Consider the following 21,723-nt stretch of genomic DNA (forward strand, 5'->3'; position numbering starts at 1 on the left):
GACTATGGCGCAGGGGGCGCGGGGTCTGCTAGAGCTTTCCCATCATGACCGTTCGCGTGATCCGTCCGATTTCGATTAGCCGCCCGGCGTAGCGCTGCAGGGCTGACAGCCCCGCGCACGTCGGGATTTTCTCGAAACATTTCGCCGAGACGACGCCGCCTTGAAGCATCAGGGCATGGGCCGTCCGGCGCCTTCACGCTAGACTGACGCCTGACGCCGCTTTTCGAGCGGCCGCGCGCGCAAAGACGAAAAGACATCTCATGGCCGACGCCGACACCCAGACCCCTTCCGGCCGCGACTATCGCGACACCGTCTTCCTGCCCGAGACGCCCTTCCCGATGCGCGGCGGCCTGCCCAAGAAGGAGCCGGAAATCCTGGCCCAGTGGGGCGACCTGTACGGAACCTTGCGCGCCCTGCGTCAGTCGCAGAAGGCGCCGCTTTATGTGCTGCACGACGGCCCGCCTTACGCCAACGGCGACATCCACATCGGCCACGCCCTGAACAAGACGCTGAAGGACTTCGTGGTCCGCTCGCGCTTCCTGCTGGGCTATGATGTCGACTACGTCCCCGGCTGGGACTGCCACGGCCTGCCGATCGAGTGGAAGATCGAGGAGCAGTTCCGCGCCAAGGGCCGCCGCAAGGATGAGGTGTCCAAGGAAGAGTTCCGCACCGCCTGCCGCGAATACGCCGGCAAATACATCGACCTTCAGCGCGACCAGTTCCTGCGTCTGGGCATCACCGGCGATTTCGCCAACCGCTACGCCACCATGGACTTCACGTCCGAGGCGGCCATCGTCGCCGAGTTCCACAAGTTCAAGAACTCGGGCCAGCTGTATCGCGGCTCCAAGCCGGTGATGTGGTCGCCGGTCGAGCGCACGGCCCTGGCGGACGCCGAGGTCGAGTACCACGACCACGTCTCGCCCACGATCTGGGTCAAGTTCCCTGTGGTCGGCGCGACCGACAGCCACCCGGACGACCTGCTGGCCTTCCGCAACCAGACTCCGTCCGTGGTGATCTGGACCACCACGCCGTGGACCATCCCCGCCAACCGGGCGATCTCTTACGGACCGGACATCAACTACGGCCTGTATGAGGTCACGGCCCTTGAGGAAGGGCTGGACTATGAGCCCTGGGCCAAGCCGGGCGACCGCTTCATCCTCGCCGACAAACTGGCCGAAGAGGTGTTCAAGGCCGCCAAGATCGCCGCCTGGACGCGCGTCTACGACATCGACCCGTCGGGTCTGGAATGCGCCCACCCGCTGGCCGCGCTGGACAGCGGCTACGGCTTCTCCGTGCCGCTGCTGGCGGGCGACCACGTCACCGACGACGCAGGAACCGGCTTCGTCCACACGGCGCCGGGCCACGGCGCGGACGACTTCGCCGTCTGGCTGGCCCACGGCCATCGCGAGGTGCCGGACACGGTCGATCCCGACGGCGCCTATTATGAGCACGTGCCGCTGTTCGCAGGCCTGAAGGTGCTGGAGACCGAGGGCAAGAAGACCGGCAAGTTCGGCCCCGCGAACGGCGCGGTGATGGAGAAGCTGATCGAGGCCGGCAACCTGCTGGCGCGCGGCCGGATGGAGCACTCCTATCCGCACAGCTGGCGCTCCAAGGCGCCGATCATCTTCCGCAACACGCCGCAGTGGTTCATCCGCATGGATGAAGAGCTGGAGGACGGCGCGACCCTGCGCGACCGCGCCCTGAACGCCATCGACGCCACCGCCTTCCACCCGGCGGCGGGCAAGAACCGCATCCGCTCCATGGTCGAGGGCCGCCCCGACTGGCTGATCAGCCGTCAGCGCGCCTGGGGCACGCCGCTGGCCATGTTCGTCGACAAGCAGACCGGCCAGCCCCTGCACGACCCCGAGGTCGACGCCCGCATCGTCAAGGCCGTGGCCGAGGGCGGCGCTGACGTCTGGTTCTCGGCGCCCGACGCCGACTTCCTGGGCGCGCATGATCCTGAGCGCTTCGAGAAGGTCACCGACATCCTCGACGTCTGGTTCGACAGCGGCTCGACCCACGCCTTCACCCTGGACCCGCGCACGGCCGACAGCGGCTACACGGGCGACCGCCCGTCGCACTGGCCCGCCGACCTCTATCTGGAAGGCTCGGACCAGCACCGCGGCTGGTTCCAGTCGTCGCTGCTGGAAGGCTGCGGCACGCGCGGCCGGGCGCCGTTCAACGCCGTCCTGACCCACGGCTTCACCCTGGACGAGAACGGGGAGAAGATGTCGAAGTCGCGGGGCAACACCACCGACCCCCTGACCATCATCAAGGAGTCGGGCGCCGACATCCTGCGCCTGTGGGTGGCCCTGGTCGACTATTCGGACGACCAGCGCATCGGCAAGCAGATCCTGCAGACCACGGTCGACGCCTATCGCAAGCTGCGCAACACCGTCCGCTATCTGCTGGGCGCGCTGAACGGCTTCGACGAGGCCGAGCGCCTGAGCGACTACGACCAGTTCCCGCCGCTGGAGAAGTTCATTCTGCACCGCCTGTGGGAACTGGATGGCCAGGTCCGCCAGGCCTACGAGGAATATCGCTTCCAGGACGTGGTGCGGCCGGTGCTGGAGTTCTGTTCGGGCGACCTGTCGGCGCTGTATTTCGACGTGCGCAAGGATAGCCTCTATTGCGACCGTCCCGACAGCATCAAGCGTCGTGCGGTCCGCACGGTGATGGACGAGGTGTTTAGCCGCCTGACCGCCTGGCTGGCCCCGCTGACGCCCTTCACGATGGACGAGGCGTGGACCACGCGCTTCCCCGAGGCGGGCACCAACTGCGCGCGGGTGATCCCCGAGACGCCAGGCCAGTGGCGCAACGCGGCCGAGGCCGAACGCTGGACCAAGGTCGAGACGGTGCTGGAGGTCGTCAACGAAGCCCTGGAAGCCGCGCGCCGCGACAAGGTCATCGGCGGGGCGCTGGACGCTTGGCCGGTGGTCACGGCTCCGGCCGAACTGCTGGCCCCGTTCGAAGGGCTGGACCCCGCCGAGGTGTTCCGCACCTCGGGCGCCGAACTGGTGGTCGGCGGCGACGCCGTCACCGTCGAGGTTAAGACGGCGGACTATCCCAAGTGCGCTCGCTCCTGGCGCCGGGCGCCGGACGTCGGCTCGGACCCGGACTACCCCGACCTGTCGGCCCGCGACGCCGACGCGGTGCGCTGGCTGGACGCGCAGAAGGCTTAAAGGACAGGCCCCTTCGTTTCGACGGAGGGGCCTTTTTCTTCCTTCTCCCCTTGTGGGAGAAGGTGGCAGGCGGAGCCTGACGGATGAGGGGTGTGAGCGGTTCGGTCTGACGGGCTGTTGCGGCGTTGGATTTCAAAAAGTCAGGAGGCCCGCCGACACCCCTCATCCGAGCGCCTCCGGCGCCCACCTTCTCCCACAGGGGGAGAAGGGAGCAGCTTACAATCGCACCCTCTGCTCGGCCGATTTCAGCGTCGAGAGGACGAAGTCGGCGGGCGGGTCGGTTTCAGCCAGGACGGCTTCCTTGATGGCGCGCGGCTCGCCGAACAGGTGACCCTGGCCCATGGCGACGTCCAGTTCGAGGATATCGACGACCTGCTTCTCGCTCTCGACCTTTTCGGCGATCAGTTCGAGCCCATGGCGGCGCGTCAAAGGGGCGAAGTCCCCGGCGCGGATATCGGGCTGGCTGGGCAGGGGGGCGGCGCCGTCTAGATCCAGCAGCTGTTCGATCAACAGGTCGGCCGCCACCTTGATGAAGCGCACGTCCGAGCGTTGCAGGTCGGCGAAGTCCAGGTCCAGCGTCTGCACCTTGTCGATGGAGAAGCGGAAGCCCAGGTCGGCCAGCTTGGCCATGTTGCGGGCCTCGATGGCGCCGCGCGCGTCGAAGGTGGCCTGACCCAGCTCGAAGATCAGGGCGTCCTTCAGGTCGCGGTTCTGGTTCAGGAAGTCGAGGAACTGCGGGAAGAAGGTCTCGTCGCCCAGGGAGGCGAGCGAGATGTTGCAGAAGACGCCGACCTTGCGGTCCTGGGCGGCCAGGCGGCGCACGATCTGGGCGCAGCGGAACAGCAGCAGGTTGTCGATGGCTGGCAGCAGGCCTTCGCCCTCGGCCACCGACAGGTATTCGGCCGGCATCATCACCCGGTTCGACGGGTCGCGCAGGCGGGTGAAGCTTTCGTAGAAGACCGTCCGCCGCTGGGGCAGGGTCACGACGGGCTGCAAGTACAGGTCGACGCGGTTCTCGCTGAGGGCGTCGTGGACGGTCTTCAGCAGGGTGTTCGACTGGACCTGACGACGGCCCTCGAAGGTGTCGGCGGTCAGGGAGGAGGCGGCCAGCCGCTCCTCGATCGAGGCGCTCATCTGCTGGACCAGGCCTTCCAGCATCCGCACCTCGCCGGTCAGGGCGTCGGTGCGCGATAGGGCGCCGGTCTCGATGGCCTGCGCCAGCTCGGTCAGGGCACCCTGGGTCGACTCCATCGCATCGGCCAGCAGGCGGTGGGCCTCGCGCACCTTGCCGATCTCCAGGCGCAGGGCGCGGCGGTCGGCGATGCCGGTGACGATGGCGTGGGCGCCGGCCAGTATCCCCAGCGCGCCCAGCACCCCGGCCGCGCCGGCGCCCGCTCCCAGACCGGCGCGCCAGATCATCGCCCCGATGGTCAGGGCGAGGAACAGGTAGCCGAAGAACAGGAAGCCGCCGGTGATCTTTCGCATGGGGCCGGTCAGAACCGCCTTTCCATATAGAATCGATCAAGTATCACGTTAACGAAGCCTAACGGCTAGGGTCCGCGCGGATAAACGGGCGGTAAAAGGAGGTTAACGCATGGAATTGTTCGATCTGAGCGGCAAGGTCGCCATCATCACCGGCTCTTCCAAGGGCATCGGCAAGGCTATCGCCGAGCGTCTGGCCGAACACGGCGCGCGCGTCGTCATCTCCTCGCGCAAGGCCGGGCCGTGCGAAGAGGTCGCCGTCGCCATCAATGAGAAGCATGGCGAGGGCCGCGCCATCGCCATTCCCGCCAACATCGCCTCCAAGGAAGATCTGCAAAGGCTGGTGGATGACACGCGCGCCGCCTTCGGACGGATCGACATCCTGGTCTGCAACGCCGCGACCAATCCCTACGCCGGGCCGATGGCCGGCATCGCCGACGAGCAGTTCGAAAAGATCCTTCAGAACAACGTCATCTCCAACCACTGGCTGTTCCAGATGGTCGCGCCGGAGATGCTGGAGCGGAAGGACGGGGCGATCCTGATCATCTCCTCGATCGGCGGCCTGCGCGGCAACGGCCTGATCGGCGCCTACAACATCTCCAAGGCCGCGGACATGCAGTTGGCGCGCAACCTGGCGGTGGAATACGGGCCGTCGAACGTGCGGGTGAACTGCATCGCGCCGGGCCTGGTCCAGACCGATTTCGCCCGCTACCTGTGGGAGAACCCCGAGCTGCTGAAAACCGTCACCGACCCCGCGCCGCTGAAAAGGATCGGCCAGCCGGATGAAATCGCGGGCACGGCGGTCTATCTGTGCAGCCCTGCGTCGGCCTATGTGACCGGCCAGACCCTGGTGGTGGACGGCGGACTGACGATTGCCTGGTGAGAAAGAGAAAAGGCCTGGGTTCCTTCAGGACCTGAACTGGCGGCTGGAGGCGGCGGCTTTCAAGGGGCTGTTCGCCTTCCTGCGTATGCTGGGGGTCGAGCGCGCCTCGGGCTTCGGCGGCAAGCTGCTGCGGACGCTGGGGCCGCTGACCGGCACGCACAAGACGGTGACGCGCAACCTGCGCATCGCCTTCCCCGACATGGACGCCGCCGAGCGCGACCGCCTGGCCGTGGATCAGTGGGAGCAGACGGGTCGCACCTTCGCAGAACTGGCCGTCATGGACCGGCTGACGCCGGAAAGCGGACGCATCGACATCGTCGGGCTGGAGCGGCTGCACGCGGTGCGCGACTCTGGCCGCCCGGTCGTGCTGATCTCGGGCCACCTGGCCAATTTCGAAGTCATGGCGGCGGTCATCATGGCGGCGGGGGTGCCGTGCCAGGTGACCTATCGCGCGGCCAACAACCCCTATGTCGACGCCCTGATCCGCCAGAGCCGCGAGCGCTACGGCATCAAGCTGTTCGCGCCCAAGGGCGACGGCACGCGCGAACTGATGGCGGGGATGAAGCGCGGCGAATCCATCGCCCTGCTGGTCGATCAGAAATACAATCAGGGGCCGGAGGTCGAATTCTTCGGCCAGCCGGTCAACGCCTCGCCCGGGGCGGCGCGCATGGCGCTGAAGTTCGGCACGGTGATGCAACCCCTGTCGGTGGTGCGCCTGCCCGGCGTGCGCTTCCGCGTCACGGCGCATGAACCGATCGCCGTGCCCGACACGGGCGATAAGGCGGCTGATGTCCTGGCGGGCGTCCAGGCGGCCAACCGGTTCGTCGAAGACCGGGTGCGCGAGCATCCGGTCGACTGGTTCTGGGTGCATAAGCGCTGGCCGTCTCAGGTCTACGAGGCGCTGAGAGAGGCTGAGGCTTAGGTCGCTGCGTCGTCGGCGCGACGGAAGGGACCGGCGTAGCTCTCGGTTCGTGTGCGGCGACGGTCCGGCCCGAAATAGTCGGCCGAACGCACGAAGGGCCGCGGACGCAGGATCACCGCCTCGATCCGCGTCAGCAGGGTCTGCGCCTTGACCGGCTTGGACACGAATTCGGTGACGCCCGCGTCGCGCGCCTCGGTCACGCGGCTTTTCTCGGAATGGCCGGTCATCATGATGACCGGCAGATAGGGGTTGGCGCTGTCGCCCTCGTTGCGGACAGCGCGGGTGAAGGCCACCCCGTCCATCGGCTTCATGCGGAAGTCGACGATGGCGATGTCGATGGCTTTCTGGCCCAGTAGTTCAAGCGCCGCCGCCCCGTCTTCCGCCTCGGTCAGGCGACCGACCCCCACCGACTTCAGCATGGCGGCGACGATGGCGCGCATATTGGGATTGTCGTCCACCAGCAGGACGTGGATCGAACTCAGGGCGGACATCGGAACACCGGCGAACGGAGAAGCCGGAGCATCCGGCGGACACAGTGGCGGAAGACGGACGCGGCTCAGTTGGGGGAGGACGCGGCCGCCAGGTATTCGCGCGGCCCGGCATAGGCCTCCTGGCGCTCTACCGACCAGTAGCGCAGGGCCGTCAGAGGAATGGCGACGCCGCTGACGGCGCAGCGCACAAAGGCGCCGGCGGACAGAACAGCGAACTCGCCGTCGCCATAGTGGAGGCTGGCCGTCTGGCCCGAGTCTTGAGAAATCTGCGTGCTCATGACGCCATCATAGCGCGGACCGGGGCCGGGACGAGAGCCGAATCGCGGTCATCTGGAAGCGTGTCCCTGTCGTCGGCGCTGGGCACGCGCTGATTTATCCTCCCTGTCGCGCAGCGATGGGGAGGAAAGGTCAGAACAGGTCGCCTTGGCCTGCAGGCGGCGCCTTCGGGCGCGGGGCGGGCTTGGGCGCAGGCCTCGGACGCGGCACCGCGCCCTCGCCGTCGATGATGGCGCCCCTGGCGCCGTCGCCGAAGACGATTTGCACCGTCTGACCCGGCGACAGGGCGGCGGCCGAGGCGATCATGGCGCCGTCGGCGTCCTCGATGCGGGCGAAGCCGGGCTTGGGCGTCTTGGGGTTCAGCGTCGTCAGGGCGCGGGACAGGGCGGCGAGGCGGTCCTCGGCCCGCTCCAGCCGACGCGGCATGACGCCGTCCAGACGCAGGCTGAGCGCCTCCAGCCGCGCCTGCCTCTGGTCGAGGCGGCGATGCAGGGGCACCGGGCTCAGGCGGCCCGCCGTCTGCAGCAGGCGGCGCTCGTTGCGGGCGACGCCGGCCTGAAGCGCGGAAGTCAGACGGTCGGCGGCGCCGCGCAGGCGGTCCTGACCGCGCTCGACGCGGGCGCGCAGCAGGCCGGGCGTCAGACGACCGGCGGCGACCGCCAGCTGTCGCTCATGTACGGCGACGTTGCGATGCAGGCCCGAGCCGAGGCGGCTGGCGGCGTGGTCCAGCCGTTGCTGCGGCAGGGCCAGCAGGTCTTCGGGCCGGGCGGGCAGGCCGCGCGCGGCGGCGCGCAGGCGGGTGCGGCGGTCCTCCAACATCCGCGCCCCGGCGCGCGACAGACGGCCCTCCAGATCGCTAAGCGCCCAGCGCAGGTCGGCCAGCACCGGGGTGGCGATCTCGGCCGCCCCGGTCGGGGTCGGCGCCCGGCGGTCGGAGACGAAGTCGATCAGGGTGGTGTCCGTCTCGTGCCCCACAGCCGAGATGATGGGGATGCGGGCGGCTGAGACCGTGCGCGCCAGAGCCTCGTCGTTGAAGCACCACAGGTCCTCGACCGAGCCGCCGCCGCGCGCGACGATCAGCAGGTCGGGGCGCGGAATCGGCCCGTCCGGCGTCATCTGGTCGAAGCCGCGGATGGCGTTGGACACCTGGCCGCAGGCGGCGTCGCCCTGAACCACCACGGGCCAGACGATGACGCGGCAGGGCCAGCGCTCGGCGATGCGGTGCAGGATGTCGCGGATGACGGCGCCGGTCGGGCTGGTGATGACGCCGATGGTCGCGGGGAAGGTCGGCAGCGGCTTCTTCTTCGTCGGATCGAACAGGCCTTCGTCGCGCAAGCGGACCTTCAACCGCTCCAACTGGGCCAGCAGGGCGCCCGCGCCCGCCGCCTCCATGCTCTCGATCACGATCTGATAGGAAGAGCGCGCCGGATAGGAGGTGATCTTGCCGGTGACGATGACCTCCAGCCCCGTCTCGGGCTGGACGCTTAAGCCGCGCACCACGCCCTTCCAGATCACGCCGTCGATGGCCGACTTGTCGTCCTTCAGCGTCAGATAGACGTGGCCTGAGGCGTGGCGGTTCACCTTGGAGATCTCGCCGCGCAGCCGCACATGGCCGAAGCGTTCCTCCAGCGTGCGTTTCAGGGCGAAGCTCAGCTCCGAGATCGACAGCGGCGGATTGTTGTCGCGGGCGGCCTGCGGGGCCGCGCCCTCGAAGGCGTAGTCGTCGTCGGAGGTCATGACGCCACCCTAACCGGCGCGGTCGCCGTCGCAAAGACATGGGCGACAAGCGTGGCGGAACGGGCGCCTCTCCGCGCGCGTTCGCGCATCATGGTGCAGTCCCCAGACCCGACTCCGGACGACGCAACGGACAATGACCTGCCGGCTGATCAGGCGCGCGAGCGCGATCTGGCCCGCCGCAGTCATAACCCGGCGCTCAGTCCCTGGCTGATACTGGGCGTGATTCTTTTGGCCGGCGCCGTCGTCTATGTGGTCTCGGCCCTGATCTAGGACAGGAGGATGTGATGACGAGGATATGGCTCGCCGCGGCCTCGGCCTTGGCCCTGATGGCGGCCTGCTCAGAGGCGCCCTCCAAGCCGACAAAGACGCCGGAAGCTTCGCCCGATGCGGCCTCGGCGCCGACGATGACGCATACGCCTGCTCCGGCGGCAAGCGCCACAGCGCTGGGCCTGACCGTCAAGCAACTGGAGGACGCCGATCTGATCACCCCGGCGGGCGTTGATCTGGGCGACGTCCAGCGGGTCGATGTGGACGCCTCGGGCGCGGTTACGGGCTTGATCATCGAGCCGGCCGGGCAGGGCGGACCGCGCTGGGTGCGCATTTCGCTGGATGGTCTGACGCCCCGAAAGGAAGGCGACGACTATGATCTGGTGGCCGATATGACGCTTGAGCAGCTGAAGGCCATGCCCGCCTGGACGCCCTGATTGGCCTGATCGTGCGTCCGCTAACCCTTTCCGGCGCTTGACCGGGACGGCGCGCGCGGCCATTCCGCCCGGATGAACATTCTGCTCGTCGGATCGGGAGGGCGCGAACACGCCCTGGCCTGGAAGATCGCCCAGTCGCCGCTGGTCACGCGGCTTGTCGTCGCGCCCGGCAATCCCGGCATGGCCTCGCTCGGCGAGATGCGCCCCGACCTGAAGGCGACGGACGCTGAAGGCCTGGCGGCCCTGGCGCGCGAGATGAAGGCGGACCTGGTCGTCGTCGGCCCCGAATCGGCGCTGGCCGAAGGCTTGGCCGACCGGCTGCAGGCGGCGGGCGTCCCCTGCTTCGGCCCGACCCGGGCGGCGGCGCAACTGGAGACCTCCAAGGCCTTCTCCAAGGCCTTTCTGCAACGCCACGGCATCCCGACGGCAGGCTATGGCGTCTATGAGGACGTCGCCTCGGCCAAGGCGGCGCTGGATCGGTACTCGGCCCCCTATGTCATCAAGGCCGACGGTCTGGCGGCGGGCAAGGGCGTGGCCATCAGCCCCGATCGCGCCGACGCCGAGGCCGAGATCGAGCGGATGTTGGGCGGCCGGTTCGGCGCGGCCGGGTCGCGCGTGGTGATCGAGGAATTCATGGACGGGGAGGAGGGCTCCCTGTTCGTCCTGTCGGACGGGACGCGGTCGGTGTTGTTCGGCGGGGCGCAAGACCACAAGCGCGCCTTCGACGGCGACCTGGGGCCGAACACCGGCGGCATGGGCGCCTATTCGCCCGCGCCCGTTTTCACGGCGGCCTTCACCGAGGCGGCGAACGAACGCGTGGTCGTTCCGACCATCCAGAAGATGGCCGAGGAAGGCGTTCCCTATCGCGGCGTTCTCTATGTCGGCCTGATGGCGACGGCTGAAGGCCCCAAGGTGGTCGAGTTCAACGCCCGCTTCGGCGACCCCGAATGTCAGGTGCTGATGATGCGGCTGGACGGCGATGTCGTGCCGCTGCTGCTGGCCTGCGCGCGCGGCGACCTGACCCAGGCGCCGGCGCCGGCCTTCAAGCCGGGCGTAGTGATCTGCGTCGTCCTGGCGGCCAAGGGCTATCCCGACAGCCCGCTGGAAGGCTCGGTCATCCGGGGCGCGGATCAGGACTTCGGGCCGCACGTCCAGGTCTTCCACGCCGGGACCAAGCTGCGCGACGACGGCGCCTTGGCGGCGGCGGGCGGCCGTGTGCTGAACGTCTGCGCCTATGGCGACGACGTGGCCCAGGCGCGCGAGCGCGCCTATGAAGCGATTGCGAAGATCGACTGGCCGGGCGGTTTCCACCGCACCGACATCGGCTGGCGGGCGCTGGAGCCGCGCTAAGCGGCTCCCCCATGCTTTAGGTCATCGCGAACAGCAGCCGACCCTCGCCCATGCGTTCGCGCAAGGGAACCAGGTCGGCGTGGGACACCGAGAAGCAGCCGTAGGAACGGCCCAGCTTGCCCTGGCGCGCCAGGAAGGCCGGGTCGGCGTAATCGGCGCCGTGGATGATGATGGCCCGTTCGCGCGCCAGATTGTTGGAATACTCCAGCCCGTCCAGCAGGACGTTCGGCCCCTGCTGGCTGCCCCAGCTGGCGCCCGCCGTGGCGTAGGCGCCGATCGAGGACATATGGCTGTCGGGACGGTTCGAGAACTGCTGCGCGAAGCCTGAATGCGCCGGGTCCGAGCCGCGCCCGTGGCTGGTGCGATAGGCCGTGACCCAGCCGCCTTCCAGATCGACTTCATACAGGCGGTCCTCGCCCGAGAATTTCTGGAAATCGACCAGATACATCCGGTCGCGCTTCGAGATCTTATGACCATGCACGTCCATCGCGGCGCGGGCGCGCTCGATCAGGTCGGGGCGCACGATGCCATGGGGGTCGATCGTCGTCCCGGCGTTGGCCATCTGCACGTGAGCCGAGCGCGCGCGCTCAGGCACGATCGGCAGGGCTGGAGCGACGGCTCCGGCGAGGTGAAGTTGAGAGGTGGAGGCGGCGGAGGAGCACCCCGCCAACAGGGCCGAGCCGCCCAAAATCAAGCCACGTCTGGAAAGCCGCATGCGACGCCCCCCGCACGGTTAAACAACTGTATCGGCTTGTTTCATGAAGCGTCGTTGGAACGCAACCTTGGCCTTGGCGTGAAGATTGGAATGGTTATGTTGCACGCTTCAGTAACGGGAGGGATACATGAAAAAGCTTGCCCTGATTGTGACCGCAGCTGTTTTGGCTGCCACCGGCGCCGAGGCGCGCCAAGCCCCGGCGGCAGCGCCGGTTTCGGCTGAACAGGCGACGAAGTTCGTCCAAGTGGGGCGGCTTTTGGCCGACCCGGCCAGCGGCCGCGTGCTGCGCGATAAAACTCTCGTGATCAGAGGGAACCAGGTCGTCGAAATCCGCGACGGCTTCGTCGGCGAGGGGAACGTCGTCGATCTGCGCTCGGCCTTCGTGCTGCCCGGCCTGATCGACAGCCACGTCCACCTGGGCAGCGAGCAGAGCCCGACCAGCCGGCTGGACCGCCTGACCATGTCGAACGCCGATCAGGCCATGGTCGGCGCGCGCCACGCCCGTCGCACGCTGAATGCGGGCTTCACCACGGTGGCGGACCTGGGCGGAGCCAATGAGTCGATCTTCGCCCTGCGTGACGCGGTGCGGCGCGGCGACGTGGTCGGACCGCGCATCATCGCCGCGGGTTCGTCCGTCTCGGTGCACGGCGGCCATGGCGACGCCAACGGCTATCGCGAAGACATCCTGCACGTCCTGTCGAACGAGAGCGTCTGCTCGGGGGCCGAAGACTGCCGCCGCGCCGTGCGGACCCAGGTGCGCGCGGGCGCCGACATCATCAAGATCACGGCCACGGGCGGGGTGCTGTCGAACACCGCCGCTGGTCTGAACCAGCAGTTCACCCAGGACGAGCTGGCCTCCATCGTCGAGGTCGCGCACCGGATGGGTCGTCAGGTGACCGCCCACGCCCACGGCGCCGACGGCATCAACGCCTTCCTGAAGGCCGGCGGCGATTCCATCGAGCACGGCACCTATCTGGACGACGAATCCATGCGCCTGTTCAAGGCCAACGGCGCCTGGCTGGTGCCGACCCTGCTGGCGGGCGACTTCGTCGCGCGCGTGGCCTCCGGGCCCGATAACTTCTTCACCCCGGCGCAGAGCGCCAAGGCCCTGGAAGCCGGGCCCAAGATGCTGGACATGGCAGCCCGCGCCCATCGCGGCGGGGTCAAGATCGCCTTCGGCACCGATTCGGGCGTCTCGGCCCACGGCGACAACGCCCAGGAGTTCGCCCTGCTGGTCCGCGCCGGTCTGACGCCGCTTCAGGCCATCCAGTCGGCCACGATCGGCGCCGCCGAACACCTGAAGATCTCGGCCGAAGCGGGCCGTATCGCGCCGGGCATGCCGGCCGATCTGATCGCCGTCGCCGGCGACCCGCTGACCGACGTGACCGAGCTCGAGCGGGTCCGCTTCGTCATGAAGGGCGGCCAGGTCTTCCGTCAGGACTGAGGTTCAGCCGATCCAGCAGGAAGGCGGCGAAAGCCGCCTCATCCTCGAAACGAGCGACGACGGGCCAGGGTGAAACCCTGGCCCTTCTTTCTGGGCTGAGCCGGACCCAGTCCTTTTCCGTCGTCACCAGACCGGCGCCGTAGACCGACGCGCGATCATTCAGGAAGGCGAAGTCGCGATCCGACAGTTCGGCGTGGTCGGGGAAGGGGACAAAGTCCTTCAGATCGCACCCGGCGGCGATCAGCGACCGCTCCACCTTCCACGGCTTGGCGATGCCCGCGAAGCCGACCTGCGGCCCCGGCGGCGGCGGGCCTTGGGGCGCCAGTCGGGCGATGAAGACGGGCAGGCCGCCGAACACGTCGATCAGTTCCGGATCGACCTCGGCCAGGTCGGTGGGCAGCAGCACCACCACGGCGTCAGCGCGCGCCAGACCCGCCTTCAGGGGCTCGCGCATCGGGCCGGACGGAAAGACCGAACCGTCGCCGAACGGCCATTCGTCGCCGCGCGTCTCGCCGTCGACCACGATCAGGCTGATCGCCTTTTTCAGAGCGGGATTCTGATGGGCGTCGTCCAGCACCAGGACGGCGGCGCCGTCGGCTGCAGCGGCGCGGGCGCCTTCGACGCGGTCGCGCGCGATCCAGGCGGGCGAGCCCTGCGCCAGCATCAGCGGCTCGTCGCCGACGTCGGCGGCGGTGTGGACGGCCGGATCGACGCGGACCGGGCCTTCGAGCTTGCCGCCATAGCCGCGCGATAGGGCGGCGGCCTCGATCCCCTGAGCGCGCAGCAGGCGTAGCGTCTCACGCGCGATCGGCGTCTTGCCCGAGCCGCCGACGGTCAGATTGCCGATGGAGACGACCGCTGCGCCCGGATCGACCGGCGTGGCGCAGGCGATCTTGCGCGCGGTCACGCCCGCCCACAGCCATGACGCGGGCTTCAGCAGCATTCGCGTCACCGGGGCGTGGCGACGCTCGCGGCTGTACCACCAGCGGGGGGTGTTCAGTTTCACGGGCGCCTCCGCGAGGGGGCGGCGGGCAGGTGGGTCTGAAGCGCCAGCCACAGGCGGTCCAGCCCGGCGGCGGCGGCCTCTGCGGAGCGGCGGGCGCGCTCGCCCATGTCGCGGGCGGCGTCCGGGTCGGCCAGCATGGGGCCGACGACCGAGGGCAGTTCGGCGGGTGACAGGACAGAGACGAGACCGCCCGCCTGCTTCAGCATCCGGGTCACGGCCTGCCAGTTGCTGGCGTCCGGCCCGGTGACGATGGGCTTTGCCAGGCGCGCAGGCTCCAGCGGGTTGTGGCCGCCGACCGCGCCGCCGCCCAGCGCTGGGGCGAAGGAGCCGCCCATGACCACCACATCGGCCAGCCGCAGGAACAGGCCCAGTTCGCCCAGGGTGTCGGCCAGATAGATGTCGGTCTGGTCGCAGATCGGCTGACCGTGACTGCGCCGCGCAAAGCCGTAGCCTTCGTGGCTCAGAGCCTCGGCGATGGCGTCGGCGCGTTCGGGGTGGCGCGGCACAACGATCAGGAACAGCCGGTCGGCCAGATGATCCAGCGCGCCGACGATGGCCATTTCCTCATGCTCATGGGTGCTGGCGGCGACGACGACGGGGCGGTCGTCGATCAGGGCTGACAGGCGGGCGAACTCGCCCTTGTCATAAGGCAGAGGCTCGCCGGACAGCTTCAGGTTCACCTGGCCGTCGACGCGGGCGCCCAGGGCCGTCAGCCGGTCGGCGCTGTCCTGATCCTGGGGCCAGACATGGGAAAAGCCGTTCATCAGGGCGCGGGCCATGCCGGGCGCCTTCTTCCACCCTTGCGCCGTCTTGTCGGTGATGCGGGCGCTGACGAGGGCCAGCGGCACGCCGCGTTTTTGCGCTGTGGTCAGCAGATTGGGCCACAGCTCGCTCTCGACGAAGACGCCGACATTGGGCCGCCAGTGGTCGAGGAAGGCGGCGACCGCCGAGGGGGCGTCCACCGGGGCGAACTGATGGATGACGCCGCGCGGCAGGCGGCTGGCCAGCACCTGGGCCGAGGTCAGGGTGCCGGTGGTGACCAGCACGGTCACGTCGGGCCGGTCCTTGCGGATGCGCTCGGCCAGCGGAAGGATGGACAGGGCCTCGCCGACGCTAACGCCGTGGATCCAGATCAAAGGGCCGTCGGGCCGCGCCATGCCCGGCAGGCCCAGCCGTTCATCGACGCGGGCGGGGTCTTCCTTGCCCTTGCGGACCCGGGCGTCCAGCAGGCGCGGGGCCAGCGGCTCCAGCAGGCGGGTCAGCAGTTGATAGACGATCAGGGCAGGGCTGAAGGCCACGTTCAGACGCGCTCCAGACCGGTGATGGCGTCGGCGCGCGCCTCGACGGCGGTCAGGCGCGCGGTCCATTCGGCGGCGACCTCGGCCAGGTCGGCGCCTTGAGGATACCAGGCCTTGTCCCAGACAATGGCGCCCCGTCCGAACGGCAGGGGCAGGACCGCCTTGTCCCAGCTGTTCAGTCGCATCGCCGGCTTGCACGACAGGCCGATGAACAGGACCGGGGCGCCGGACATCTTGGCCATCAGCGGCAGGCCTTCGGCCATCTGGCGCGCCGGGCCGCGCGGACCGTCTGGCGTGATAGCCAGGCCGCCGATTTTCAGCTGTTTCAGGCCGTCGCGCAGGGCCTGGGCGCCGCCCTTGGACTGTTTGATCTTGTCCTTGTTGGAGGAAGAGCCCCGCACGGCGGGAATGCCCAGGCGACCTACGGCCTTGGCGAAGAACTCGCCATCGGCGCTCAGCGAAACCAGCCCCTTGACCTGCTGCGCCCGCTTCATGGGCCAGCAGACCGGAGCCAGGGCGAGGCGCGAATGCCAGAAGGCGCACAGCACGCCGCCGCCGTCGGCCCAGACCTCTTCGGCGAGATGTTGGTTCTCATGCGTCCAGCGTGTGGTGGCGTAGCAGAACCGCATCCACTCGGACAAAAGCCAGGCGGCGGCGTTCTGGATGACCGGGTTGCGCAGCGGTCTCATGCGCCCGTCTCGTCAGGCAGTTCGGCCAGAGGCGGCAGGGTGTCGAACCCGGGCAAGGCCTCCGGGTCGCTGTCCAGCGACTGCTGCCGCGCCAGCCGGGCATAGAGGCCACCGCGCGCCACCAGGGCGTCGTGGGTTCCTTCCTCGACGACGCGGCCGCCGTCGATGACGTAGATGCGGTCGGCGTTCTTCACCGTCGACAGACGGTGGGCGATCATCAGGGTGGCGCGGCCGTCCATCAGCCGTTCCAGCGCCGCCTGCACCATGGCCTCGCTCTGGGTGTCCAGCGCGCTGGTGGCCTCGTCCAGCAGCAGTATGGGCGCGTCCTTGAGGAAGGCGCGGGCGATGGCGATGCGCTGGCGCTGGCCGCCCGACAGGCGCAGGCCCGCCTCGCCGACGCGCGTGGCGTAGCCTTCGGGCAGGGCGGCGATGAAGTCGTGGGCCGCGGCGGCGCGGGCGGCCTCGATGATCTGTTCGGCGGTCGCGCCCTGGCCGCCATAGGCGATGTTGGCGGCGATGGTGTCGTCGAACAGGAAGGGCTCCTGCGTCACCAGGCCGATGTGGTCGCGCAAGGACGCCAGGCTCAGCTCGCGCACGTCGCGGCCGTTGATCGTCACCCGGCCCGAGGTCACGTCGTAGAAGCGCGGCAGGAGGCTGAGGATGGTCGACTTGCCGCCGCCCGAGGGGCCGACCAGGGCGATGGTCTCGCCCGGCGCGACATGCAGACTGACGTCCGACAGGGTGGGGGCCGCGCCCTCTTCGCCCGCGTGATAGGCGAAGGAGACGTCTTCCAGAGCCACGGTCGCCGGGCCGGGGGGCAGTTCGACGGCGTCGGCCGCCTCGCGGATCTCGGGCTCGATGTCCAGGGCGGCGAACAGGCGGCGAGCGGCGGTCAGGCCCTCGCTCAGCACGGTGCTGAGATTAGTCACCTGGCGCAGGGCCTGGCCGGCGAACAGCAGCATGCCGATGAAGGAGGCGAAGGCGCCGACGGTCATCTCGCCCTGGCCGGCGCGCCAGCCGGCATAGGCCATGACGGCGGCGACGATGGCGTAGGCGACGATGTCGCTGGCCGGGCCGGCGAAGGCGCGGCTGTCGGCCCCCTTGATGACATGGCGCTGGCGGCGGTCGATGACGGCGGCGACGCGGGCTTCCTCGGCGGCTTCGCGGTTCTCGATCTTGATGACGCGCACCCCGTCCAGGTTCTCCATCAGGGCGCTGGACAGGGCCTCGGTCTCGGCCATGGCGCCGCGCGCGGCCTTGCGCGACTTCTTGCCGAAGCGGCGGATGATCCAGCTGACCAGCGGCACGCCCAGAAGGACGATCAGCGTCAGCGGCAGGTCGATGAAGCCCATGGCGACGATGACGCCCAGCAGCATCAGGGCGTTCTGGGTGTAGTTGACCACGCCCGAGGTGAAGGCCTCGCGCACCAGATTGGCGTCGAACAGGACGGAGGAGACGAAGGTCCCCGAATGCTGGCTGCGCAGGCGCGACAGGTCGGCCCGGATCATGCCCGAGAACAACTGCTTCTGGATGTCGCCGACGATGCCGTGGCCCAGACGGTTCACCAGGGCGGACTGGCCGGCCATGGCCAGGGAGCGGATCACCGCCGCCACGACGATGAACAGGGGGATGACGATCAGCACCTTGTCGGCCGGCAGCGTCACCACGCCCCAGACGGTCACCGGCCCCTCGTGCCGGCCGAACAGCAGGTCGATGGCCGGCTCTAGGAATTTCAGCAGCACGGCGGTCAGCCCGCCCGAGACGGCGGCGCATAGCAAGGAGGCGAAGAAGGCCGGCTTGTGCTGGGACAGATAGTCCCGCCAGATGCGGGCGAGCAGGGGGCGCAGCGGCTCGCGGGCGTCGAGTTGGGGGGCGGGAACGGTCATCGGCCTTCGGTCGAACGGCTGAGGCGGCAAGTCAAGCGGCCGCGAACGAGAGAGGCGCCGCCGGACGGGTGACGCGGGGTGCAAACGGCGCTATCTCGCCGCCATGGGGCGCTTCGATCTGACTACGCCGTTCGGCCGTTTCAAGGCGCATTGGTCCTATTTCTGGGCCGATCACGCCTTCCTGCGCACGGCCTTCACCAACGCCCACTGGCTGGGGCCGGACCTGGTGCGGACCAACCAGCCCTCGCCGCGACAGCTGGCCTTCTGGAAACGGCAGGGGATCAAGACCGTCGTCAACCTGCGCGGCCAGAGGGACGAGGCCTATTACTGGCTGGAGAAGGACGCCTGCGACAAGCTGGGGCTGACGCTGATCGACGCGCCGCTGGATTCGCGCGATCCGCCGGGCAAGGACCGGGTGCGCCGGGCCAAGGCCCTGTTCCAGACGATCGAGTATCCGGCCCTGATCCATTGCAAGTCGGGCGCGGATCGCGCGGGGATGATGGCGGTTTTCTATCGGCACTTCCGTCTAGGCGAGCCGATCTCTGAGGCGATGGAGGAACTGGGCAAGCGCACCCTGCACAGCCGTGAGGGGCTGACCGGAGTGTTGGATTATACTCTGGAGAAATATGTCGCCGAGGTTGAACCCACGGGCGTCAGCTTCGAGGACTGGGTCGAAAGCGAAGCCTATGATCCCAAGGCCATTCGGGCCGAGTTCAAGGCCGGCTGGTGGGGCAAGCTGGTGGTGGATCGCCTGCTGAAACGGGAATAGCTCAGCCCCACGGGCCGCCGGGCTCGGGGCCGCGAGACGGAGCCTGACGCACGGACTGCTCTTTTTTCCACCGTTTCATTTGACGGTCGTGTTCGATGCGGCGCCGCAAGGTGACCATGCAAAGCGCCAACACGGCGAGCATGGAGACCAGGCTGAAAATCTGCTGGCCGTCCAGCGTCTGGCCGAAAAAGGTCAAGGTCGAGGGTCTCGATCAGCCGGGGTGATGGGGTCGTTCCAGGCGGTGTCCTGATCCTCGCCGGGACGGGGGACGTGCTTGGGGCCCCTACGCACGACCCAGACGATCGCCGCGACAGCGACCACGACCAGCAGCAGCACAATGATCGTCGGCAGCATGGGAAATCCTGTTCAAGAACAAAGGCGACTGACTCGAAAGCGCATCAGCCGCCTCGACGGTTCCGGAACAGCGGCGTGATGACGCCCTGAGCGCTGGATCAGACGTCGCTGCGCGGGTCGATCAGCTTGTGCGCGTGGAGGATGAAATAGCGCATGTGGGCGTTGTCGACGGTCGCCTGGGCGCGGGCCTTCCACGCCTTCTTGGCTTCTTCATAGTTGCCGAAGGCGCCGACGAACTCGACCTGGGACAGATCGCGGAAGACCGGCTCGGCCGGGTGGCGCATCTCGCCGCCGATGACGAGGTGAAGCAGTTGGGGATCGTGAGAGTCGGCCATGGAGAGGGGGTCCATTGCGGGAGGAATGTCAGATGGCCAGCGGGATAGGCGCTGTGCGCCTTACGATCAACGGGTGAAGGGCCGGTGCGGCGCATATCAGGCTGGTTTGACGCGGATCAGGGCGATTAAAGCGCCAGGGACGGCCCATGTGGTCGCTGACCTTCGCCCCGGCCTCTTCGGCGATCAGGGCGCCCGCGCAGACGTCCCAGTCCCATTTGGGGCTGATGGCGATGGCCGCATCAAAGGCCCCCGCCGCCACCAGGGCCATGCGATAGGCCAGGGCGTTGCGTTTGGAAAAGCGCATCGGCGGCCACGGCTCGTCCCATTCGCGCGCCTCCATCAGCCGGGCGTCGGCCAGAAGCTCGGCGTCCTCCAGGTCGTCGGTGTCGGACGCGCTGATCGGCCGTCCCTTCAGGCGCGCGCCGCCGCCCAGCGTCGCCTCGAACAGCTCGTCCATCATCGGGGCGTGGATGACGGCGGCGACCGGGCGGCCGTCCTCGACCACGGCGATGGGCACGCACCACCACGGCTTGTTCTTCATGAAGGCGACCGTGCCGTCGATCGGGTCGACCACGAAGATGCGCTTCTTCGACAGGCGTTCCGTGCTGTCGGCCGTCTCCTCGGACAGCCAGCCGTAGTCGGGCCGGGCGGTCAGGAGCGTGTCGCGCAGCAGCTGATCCACCGCCAGATCGGCGCTGGTGACGGGCGAGCCGCCGTCCTTGGACCAGACCTTCAGCCCGGCCTCGCGGTGTTCGAGCGCCAGCCGGCCTGCGGCCAGCGCCGCGTCGCGGATCAGGGCGAGGTCGGCGGCCCAGAGCGCTGAAGAAGCGTCGCTCATTTGCCTGCGATCGCCACCTTGTCGAACAGCAGGGAGGGGCTGTTGAACGCGCTGCGGAACTCCAGGTCTCCCGCGCGCTGCAGCCGGGCGTAGAGGTCGATCAGATTGCCCGCCACGGTGACTTCGCTGACCGGATAGGCGCGCTGGCCGTTCTCGAACCAGAAACCCGAGACCCCGGCCGACCAGTCGCCCGTGTTGCCGTTCAGCGAGGGGCCGAACATGGAGGTGATCAGCAGGCCGGTCCCGGCCTGGGCCATCAGGGCTTCCAGATCGCCTTCGCCCGGCGTCAGATGCAGGTTGTGGGTCGAGACGCCCGACGGCCCCGCCAGCCCGCGCGAGGCGTGGCCGGTGGTCTGCAGCCCCAGCTGGGCCGCCGAGGCCGTGTTCAGCAGCCAGGTGGTCAGCACGCCGTCCCTGACGATCTCGCGCCGTTCGACGGCCACGCCCTCGTCGTCGAAGGGGGTGGAGCCGAGGCCGCGCGGGCGGAACGGGTCGTCGATCAGATCGACGCCGCTCGGCAGCACGCTCTGGTTCAGCTTGTCCTTCAGGAAGGAGCTGCCGCGAGCGATCGACGGGCCGGAGATGGCGCTCAGCAGCGGCGACAGCACCTGGGTGGCGACGCGGTTCTCGAAGATGACGGGGGCGGTGGTCGAGGCGATCTTGCGCGGGCCGACGCGGGCGACGGCGCGCTCGCCCGCCTTCAGGCCGATGGAGGCGGCGTCCGGCAGGTCGGACAGGTGGCGGACGGCGCGGCTTTCGCCGCCACGCTCCATGGCGCCGTCCTTCTCGGCGATGACGCCGACGCCCAGAGAGAAGGCGCTGCCGCGATGGCGGCCGTCGAAGCCGTGCGAGGTGACGAGGCGCCACTCGCTGGCGGACCATGAGGCGTGGCCGCCTTCCGACTTGGACACGCCGGATACGGCCAGAGCCGCGGCCTCGGCTTCGGCGGCGGCCGCTTCGAGCGCTTCGGCCGAGCGTTCGGCGGGATCATAGAGGTCGAGATCGGCATGGGGCGCGGCGGCCAGCCGATCCTGCGGCGCGAGCGAGGCGTAGGGATCTTCCGGCGCCAGCTTCGCCATGGCCACGGCGCGCTCGACCAGACGGGCGCGGGTGGCGTCGGACAGGTCAGAGGCGGACACCGTCGCCTGACGCCGCCCGATGAAGACGCGCAGGCCCAGGTCGCGGGCTTCTTCACGCTCCACGTCTTCCAGCGCGCCGTTGCGCACGCCGACGGACAGGGAAGCGCGATGGGCGGACACGGCCTCGGCCGCATCGGCGCCGGCCTTCAGCGCGGCGGAGATCAGATCGTTCAGGATGTCGGGGGAGGGCGTCTTATCGGACATGCCCCGATATGGCGGACGG

Annotated in this window: 22 protein-coding genes; 8 read left to right on the forward strand and 14 right to left on the reverse strand. The window is 68.9% G+C overall.

What is annotated here, in order from left to right; genetic code table 11:
- The first annotated feature begins 260 nt into the window (after positions 1-260).
- Entirely contained in the window at positions 261-3,182 is a 2,922-nt protein-coding gene (ileS, locus tag ACLBV5_RS11750; protein WP_447605792.1) for an isoleucine--tRNA ligase, read from the forward strand.
- Positions 3,183-3,398: 216 nt separating this feature from the next.
- Here the strand turns inward: ileS and tipF are convergent, their stop codons facing one another.
- Positions 3,399-4,667 carry a flagella assembly cyclic-di-GMP phosphodiesterase TipF gene (gene tipF, locus ACLBV5_RS11755; protein ID WP_253119580.1) on the reverse strand — a complete coding sequence of 423 codons (1,269 nt, stop codon included), beginning with the start codon at positions 4,665-4,667 and terminating at the stop codon, positions 3,399-3,401.
- Between the two features lie 109 nt (positions 4,668-4,776).
- Here tipF and ACLBV5_RS11760 point away from each other — a divergent pair, with 109 nt between their 5' ends.
- Positions 4,777-5,547 (forward strand): SDR family NAD(P)-dependent oxidoreductase, encoded by a 771-nt coding sequence (locus tag ACLBV5_RS11760; protein WP_447605793.1) that lies wholly within the window; start codon positions 4,777-4,779, stop codon positions 5,545-5,547.
- Positions 5,537-6,469: a lysophospholipid acyltransferase family protein gene (locus tag ACLBV5_RS11765; protein WP_447605794.1), complete on the forward strand. Its 933-nt coding sequence runs from the start codon at positions 5,537-5,539 to the stop codon at positions 6,467-6,469. The genes ACLBV5_RS11760 and ACLBV5_RS11765 overlap by 11 nt, the downstream gene beginning before the upstream one ends.
- On the opposite strand, the gene ACLBV5_RS11770 is transcribed toward ACLBV5_RS11765, so the two are convergent.
- The 3 genes from ACLBV5_RS11770 to xseA all read right to left on the reverse strand — a co-directional run bounded on the left by ACLBV5_RS11770 (position 6,466) and on the right by xseA (position 8,973).
- Positions 6,466-6,960 carry a response regulator gene (locus tag ACLBV5_RS11770; protein ID WP_253119558.1) on the reverse strand — a complete coding sequence of 165 codons (495 nt, stop codon included), beginning with the start codon at positions 6,958-6,960 and terminating at the stop codon, positions 6,466-6,468. The genes ACLBV5_RS11765 and ACLBV5_RS11770 overlap by 4 nt on opposite strands.
- Before the next feature lie 65 nt (positions 6,961-7,025).
- Positions 7,026-7,238, reverse strand: a complete 213-nt coding sequence (locus ACLBV5_RS11775) for a DUF2093 domain-containing protein (RefSeq protein ID WP_025978357.1) — start codon at positions 7,236-7,238, stop codon at positions 7,026-7,028.
- Positions 7,239-7,368: 130 nt separating this feature from the next.
- Positions 7,369-8,973, reverse strand: a complete 1,605-nt coding sequence (gene xseA, locus ACLBV5_RS11780) for an exodeoxyribonuclease VII large subunit (RefSeq protein WP_447605795.1) — start codon at positions 8,971-8,973, stop codon at positions 7,369-7,371.
- A gap of 51 nt (positions 8,974-9,024) precedes the next feature.
- On the opposite strand from xseA, the gene ACLBV5_RS11785 reads away from it, so the two are divergent.
- From ACLBV5_RS11785 to purD, 3 genes are all read left to right on the forward strand, one after another.
- Entirely contained in the window at positions 9,025-9,243 is a 219-nt protein-coding gene (locus tag ACLBV5_RS11785) for a hypothetical protein (RefSeq protein WP_278070599.1), read from the forward strand.
- A 14-nt stretch (positions 9,244-9,257) separates the two neighbouring features.
- Entirely contained in the window at positions 9,258-9,677 is a 420-nt protein-coding gene (locus ACLBV5_RS11790; protein WP_447605796.1) for a hypothetical protein, read from the forward strand.
- Positions 9,678-9,749: 72 nt separating this feature from the next.
- Positions 9,750-11,027 carry a phosphoribosylamine--glycine ligase gene (purD, locus tag ACLBV5_RS11795; protein WP_447605797.1) on the forward strand — a complete coding sequence of 426 codons (1,278 nt, stop codon included), beginning with the start codon at positions 9,750-9,752 and terminating at the stop codon, positions 11,025-11,027.
- Between the two features lie 16 nt (positions 11,028-11,043).
- Here purD and ACLBV5_RS11800 read toward each other — a convergent pair whose 3' ends face one another.
- On the reverse strand, positions 11,044-11,742 hold the full coding sequence (locus ACLBV5_RS11800) for a murein L,D-transpeptidase catalytic domain-containing protein (RefSeq protein ID WP_303705871.1): 699 nt from the start codon (positions 11,740-11,742) through the stop codon (positions 11,044-11,046).
- Between the two features lie 127 nt (positions 11,743-11,869).
- Between ACLBV5_RS11800 and ACLBV5_RS11805 the strand changes: the two genes are divergently transcribed.
- On the forward strand, positions 11,870-13,186 hold the full coding sequence (locus ACLBV5_RS11805; protein ID WP_025978351.1) for a metal-dependent hydrolase family protein: 1,317 nt from the start codon (positions 11,870-11,872) through the stop codon (positions 13,184-13,186).
- Here ACLBV5_RS11805 and lpxK read toward each other — a convergent pair.
- Genes lpxK through ACLBV5_RS11825 form a run of 4 tightly spaced genes read right to left on the reverse strand, consistent with a single transcriptional unit; the run spans position 13,152 to position 18,065 of the window.
- A complete protein-coding gene (gene lpxK, locus ACLBV5_RS11810) occupies positions 13,152-14,192 on the reverse strand; it encodes a tetraacyldisaccharide 4'-kinase (protein ID WP_447605798.1) in 1,041 nt (346 codons plus the stop codon). The two genes, ACLBV5_RS11805 and lpxK, sit on opposite strands and share 35 nt — an antisense overlap.
- Positions 14,189-15,490 (reverse strand): 3-deoxy-D-manno-octulosonic acid transferase, encoded by a 1,302-nt coding sequence (locus ACLBV5_RS11815; protein WP_447605799.1) that lies wholly within the window; start codon positions 15,488-15,490, stop codon positions 14,189-14,191. The genes lpxK and ACLBV5_RS11815 overlap by 4 nt, the downstream gene beginning before the upstream one ends.
- A gap of 2 nt (positions 15,491-15,492) precedes the next feature.
- Positions 15,493-16,179 carry a lysophospholipid acyltransferase family protein gene (locus tag ACLBV5_RS11820; RefSeq protein WP_447605800.1) on the reverse strand — a complete coding sequence of 229 codons (687 nt, stop codon included), beginning with the start codon at positions 16,177-16,179 and terminating at the stop codon, positions 15,493-15,495.
- Entirely contained in the window at positions 16,176-18,065 is a 1,890-nt protein-coding gene (locus tag ACLBV5_RS11825; protein ID WP_134580061.1) for an ABC transporter ATP-binding protein, read from the reverse strand. The genes ACLBV5_RS11820 and ACLBV5_RS11825 overlap by 4 nt, the downstream gene beginning before the upstream one ends.
- Before the next feature lie 103 nt (positions 18,066-18,168).
- On the opposite strand from ACLBV5_RS11825, the gene ACLBV5_RS11830 reads away from it, so the two are divergent.
- Entirely contained in the window at positions 18,169-18,834 is a 666-nt protein-coding gene (locus ACLBV5_RS11830; RefSeq protein WP_134580063.1) for a fused DSP-PTPase phosphatase/NAD kinase-like protein, read from the forward strand.
- A 1-nt stretch (position 18,835) separates the two neighbouring features.
- Here ACLBV5_RS11830 and ACLBV5_RS11835 read toward each other — a convergent pair whose 3' ends face one another.
- The 5 genes from ACLBV5_RS11835 to ACLBV5_RS11855 form a co-directional block, all read right to left on the reverse strand.
- Positions 18,836-19,030: a hypothetical protein gene (locus ACLBV5_RS11835; protein ID WP_227157315.1), complete on the reverse strand. Its 195-nt coding sequence runs from the start codon at positions 19,028-19,030 to the stop codon at positions 18,836-18,838.
- A complete protein-coding gene (locus ACLBV5_RS11840; RefSeq protein WP_167309442.1) occupies positions 19,027-19,188 on the reverse strand; it encodes a hypothetical protein in 162 nt (53 codons plus the stop codon). The genes ACLBV5_RS11835 and ACLBV5_RS11840 overlap by 4 nt, the downstream gene beginning before the upstream one ends.
- 98 nt (positions 19,189-19,286) lie before the next feature.
- Positions 19,287-19,538 carry a DUF4170 domain-containing protein gene (locus tag ACLBV5_RS11845; RefSeq protein ID WP_035302662.1) on the reverse strand — a complete coding sequence of 84 codons (252 nt, stop codon included), beginning with the start codon at positions 19,536-19,538 and terminating at the stop codon, positions 19,287-19,289.
- A gap of 13 nt (positions 19,539-19,551) precedes the next feature.
- Positions 19,552-20,361 (reverse strand): 3'(2'),5'-bisphosphate nucleotidase CysQ, encoded by an 810-nt coding sequence (locus tag ACLBV5_RS11850; protein ID WP_025978343.1) that lies wholly within the window; start codon positions 20,359-20,361, stop codon positions 19,552-19,554.
- Positions 20,358-21,704, reverse strand: a complete 1,347-nt coding sequence (locus ACLBV5_RS11855) for a TldD/PmbA family protein (RefSeq protein WP_447605801.1) — start codon at positions 21,702-21,704, stop codon at positions 20,358-20,360. The genes ACLBV5_RS11850 and ACLBV5_RS11855 overlap by 4 nt, the downstream gene beginning before the upstream one ends.
- Positions 21,705-21,723 lie beyond the last annotated feature (19 nt).

The organism is Brevundimonas sp. M1A4_2e (assembly GCF_053345555.1).

Bases quoted from the DNA above. Each gene is read 5' to 3' on its own strand.
- ACLBV5_RS11790 (WP_447605796.1), top strand. From the start codon at position 9,258: ATGACGAGGATATGGCTCGCCGCGGCCTCGGCCTTGGCCCTGATGGCG.
- ACLBV5_RS11850 (WP_025978343.1), bottom strand. From the start codon at position 20,361: ATGAGCGACGCTTCTTCAGCGCTCTGGGCCGCCGACCTCGCCCTGATC.
- ACLBV5_RS11840 (WP_167309442.1), bottom strand. From the start codon at position 19,188: ATGCTGCCGACGATCATTGTGCTGCTGCTGGTCGTGGTCGCTGTCGCG.
- xseA (WP_447605795.1), bottom strand. From the start codon at position 8,973: ATGACCTCCGACGACGACTACGCCTTCGAGGGCGCGGCCCCGCAGGCC.
- ACLBV5_RS11770 (WP_253119558.1), bottom strand. From the start codon at position 6,960: ATGTCCGCCCTGAGTTCGATCCACGTCCTGCTGGTGGACGACAATCCC.
- purD (WP_447605797.1), top strand. From the start codon at position 9,750: ATGAACATTCTGCTCGTCGGATCGGGAGGGCGCGAACACGCCCTGGCC.
- ACLBV5_RS11825 (WP_134580061.1), bottom strand. From the start codon at position 18,065: ATGACCGTTCCCGCCCCCCAACTCGACGCCCGCGAGCCGCTGCGCCCC.
- tipF (WP_253119580.1), bottom strand. From the start codon at position 4,667: ATGCGAAAGATCACCGGCGGCTTCCTGTTCTTCGGCTACCTGTTCCTC.
- ACLBV5_RS11830 (WP_134580063.1), top strand. From the start codon at position 18,169: ATGGGGCGCTTCGATCTGACTACGCCGTTCGGCCGTTTCAAGGCGCAT.
- ACLBV5_RS11760 (WP_447605793.1), top strand. From the start codon at position 4,777: ATGGAATTGTTCGATCTGAGCGGCAAGGTCGCCATCATCACCGGCTCT.
- ACLBV5_RS11775 (WP_025978357.1), bottom strand. From the start codon at position 7,238: ATGAGCACGCAGATTTCTCAAGACTCGGGCCAGACGGCCAGCCTCCAC.
- ACLBV5_RS11800 (WP_303705871.1), bottom strand. From the start codon at position 11,742: ATGCGGCTTTCCAGACGTGGCTTGATTTTGGGCGGCTCGGCCCTGTTG.
- ACLBV5_RS11855 (WP_447605801.1), bottom strand. From the start codon at position 21,704: ATGTCCGATAAGACGCCCTCCCCCGACATCCTGAACGATCTGATCTCC.
- ileS (WP_447605792.1), top strand. From the start codon at position 261: ATGGCCGACGCCGACACCCAGACCCCTTCCGGCCGCGACTATCGCGAC.
- ACLBV5_RS11820 (WP_447605800.1), bottom strand. From the start codon at position 16,179: ATGAGACCGCTGCGCAACCCGGTCATCCAGAACGCCGCCGCCTGGCTT.
- ACLBV5_RS11805 (WP_025978351.1), top strand. From the start codon at position 11,870: ATGAAAAAGCTTGCCCTGATTGTGACCGCAGCTGTTTTGGCTGCCACC.
- ACLBV5_RS11845 (WP_035302662.1), bottom strand. From the start codon at position 19,538: ATGGACCCCCTCTCCATGGCCGACTCTCACGATCCCCAACTGCTTCAC.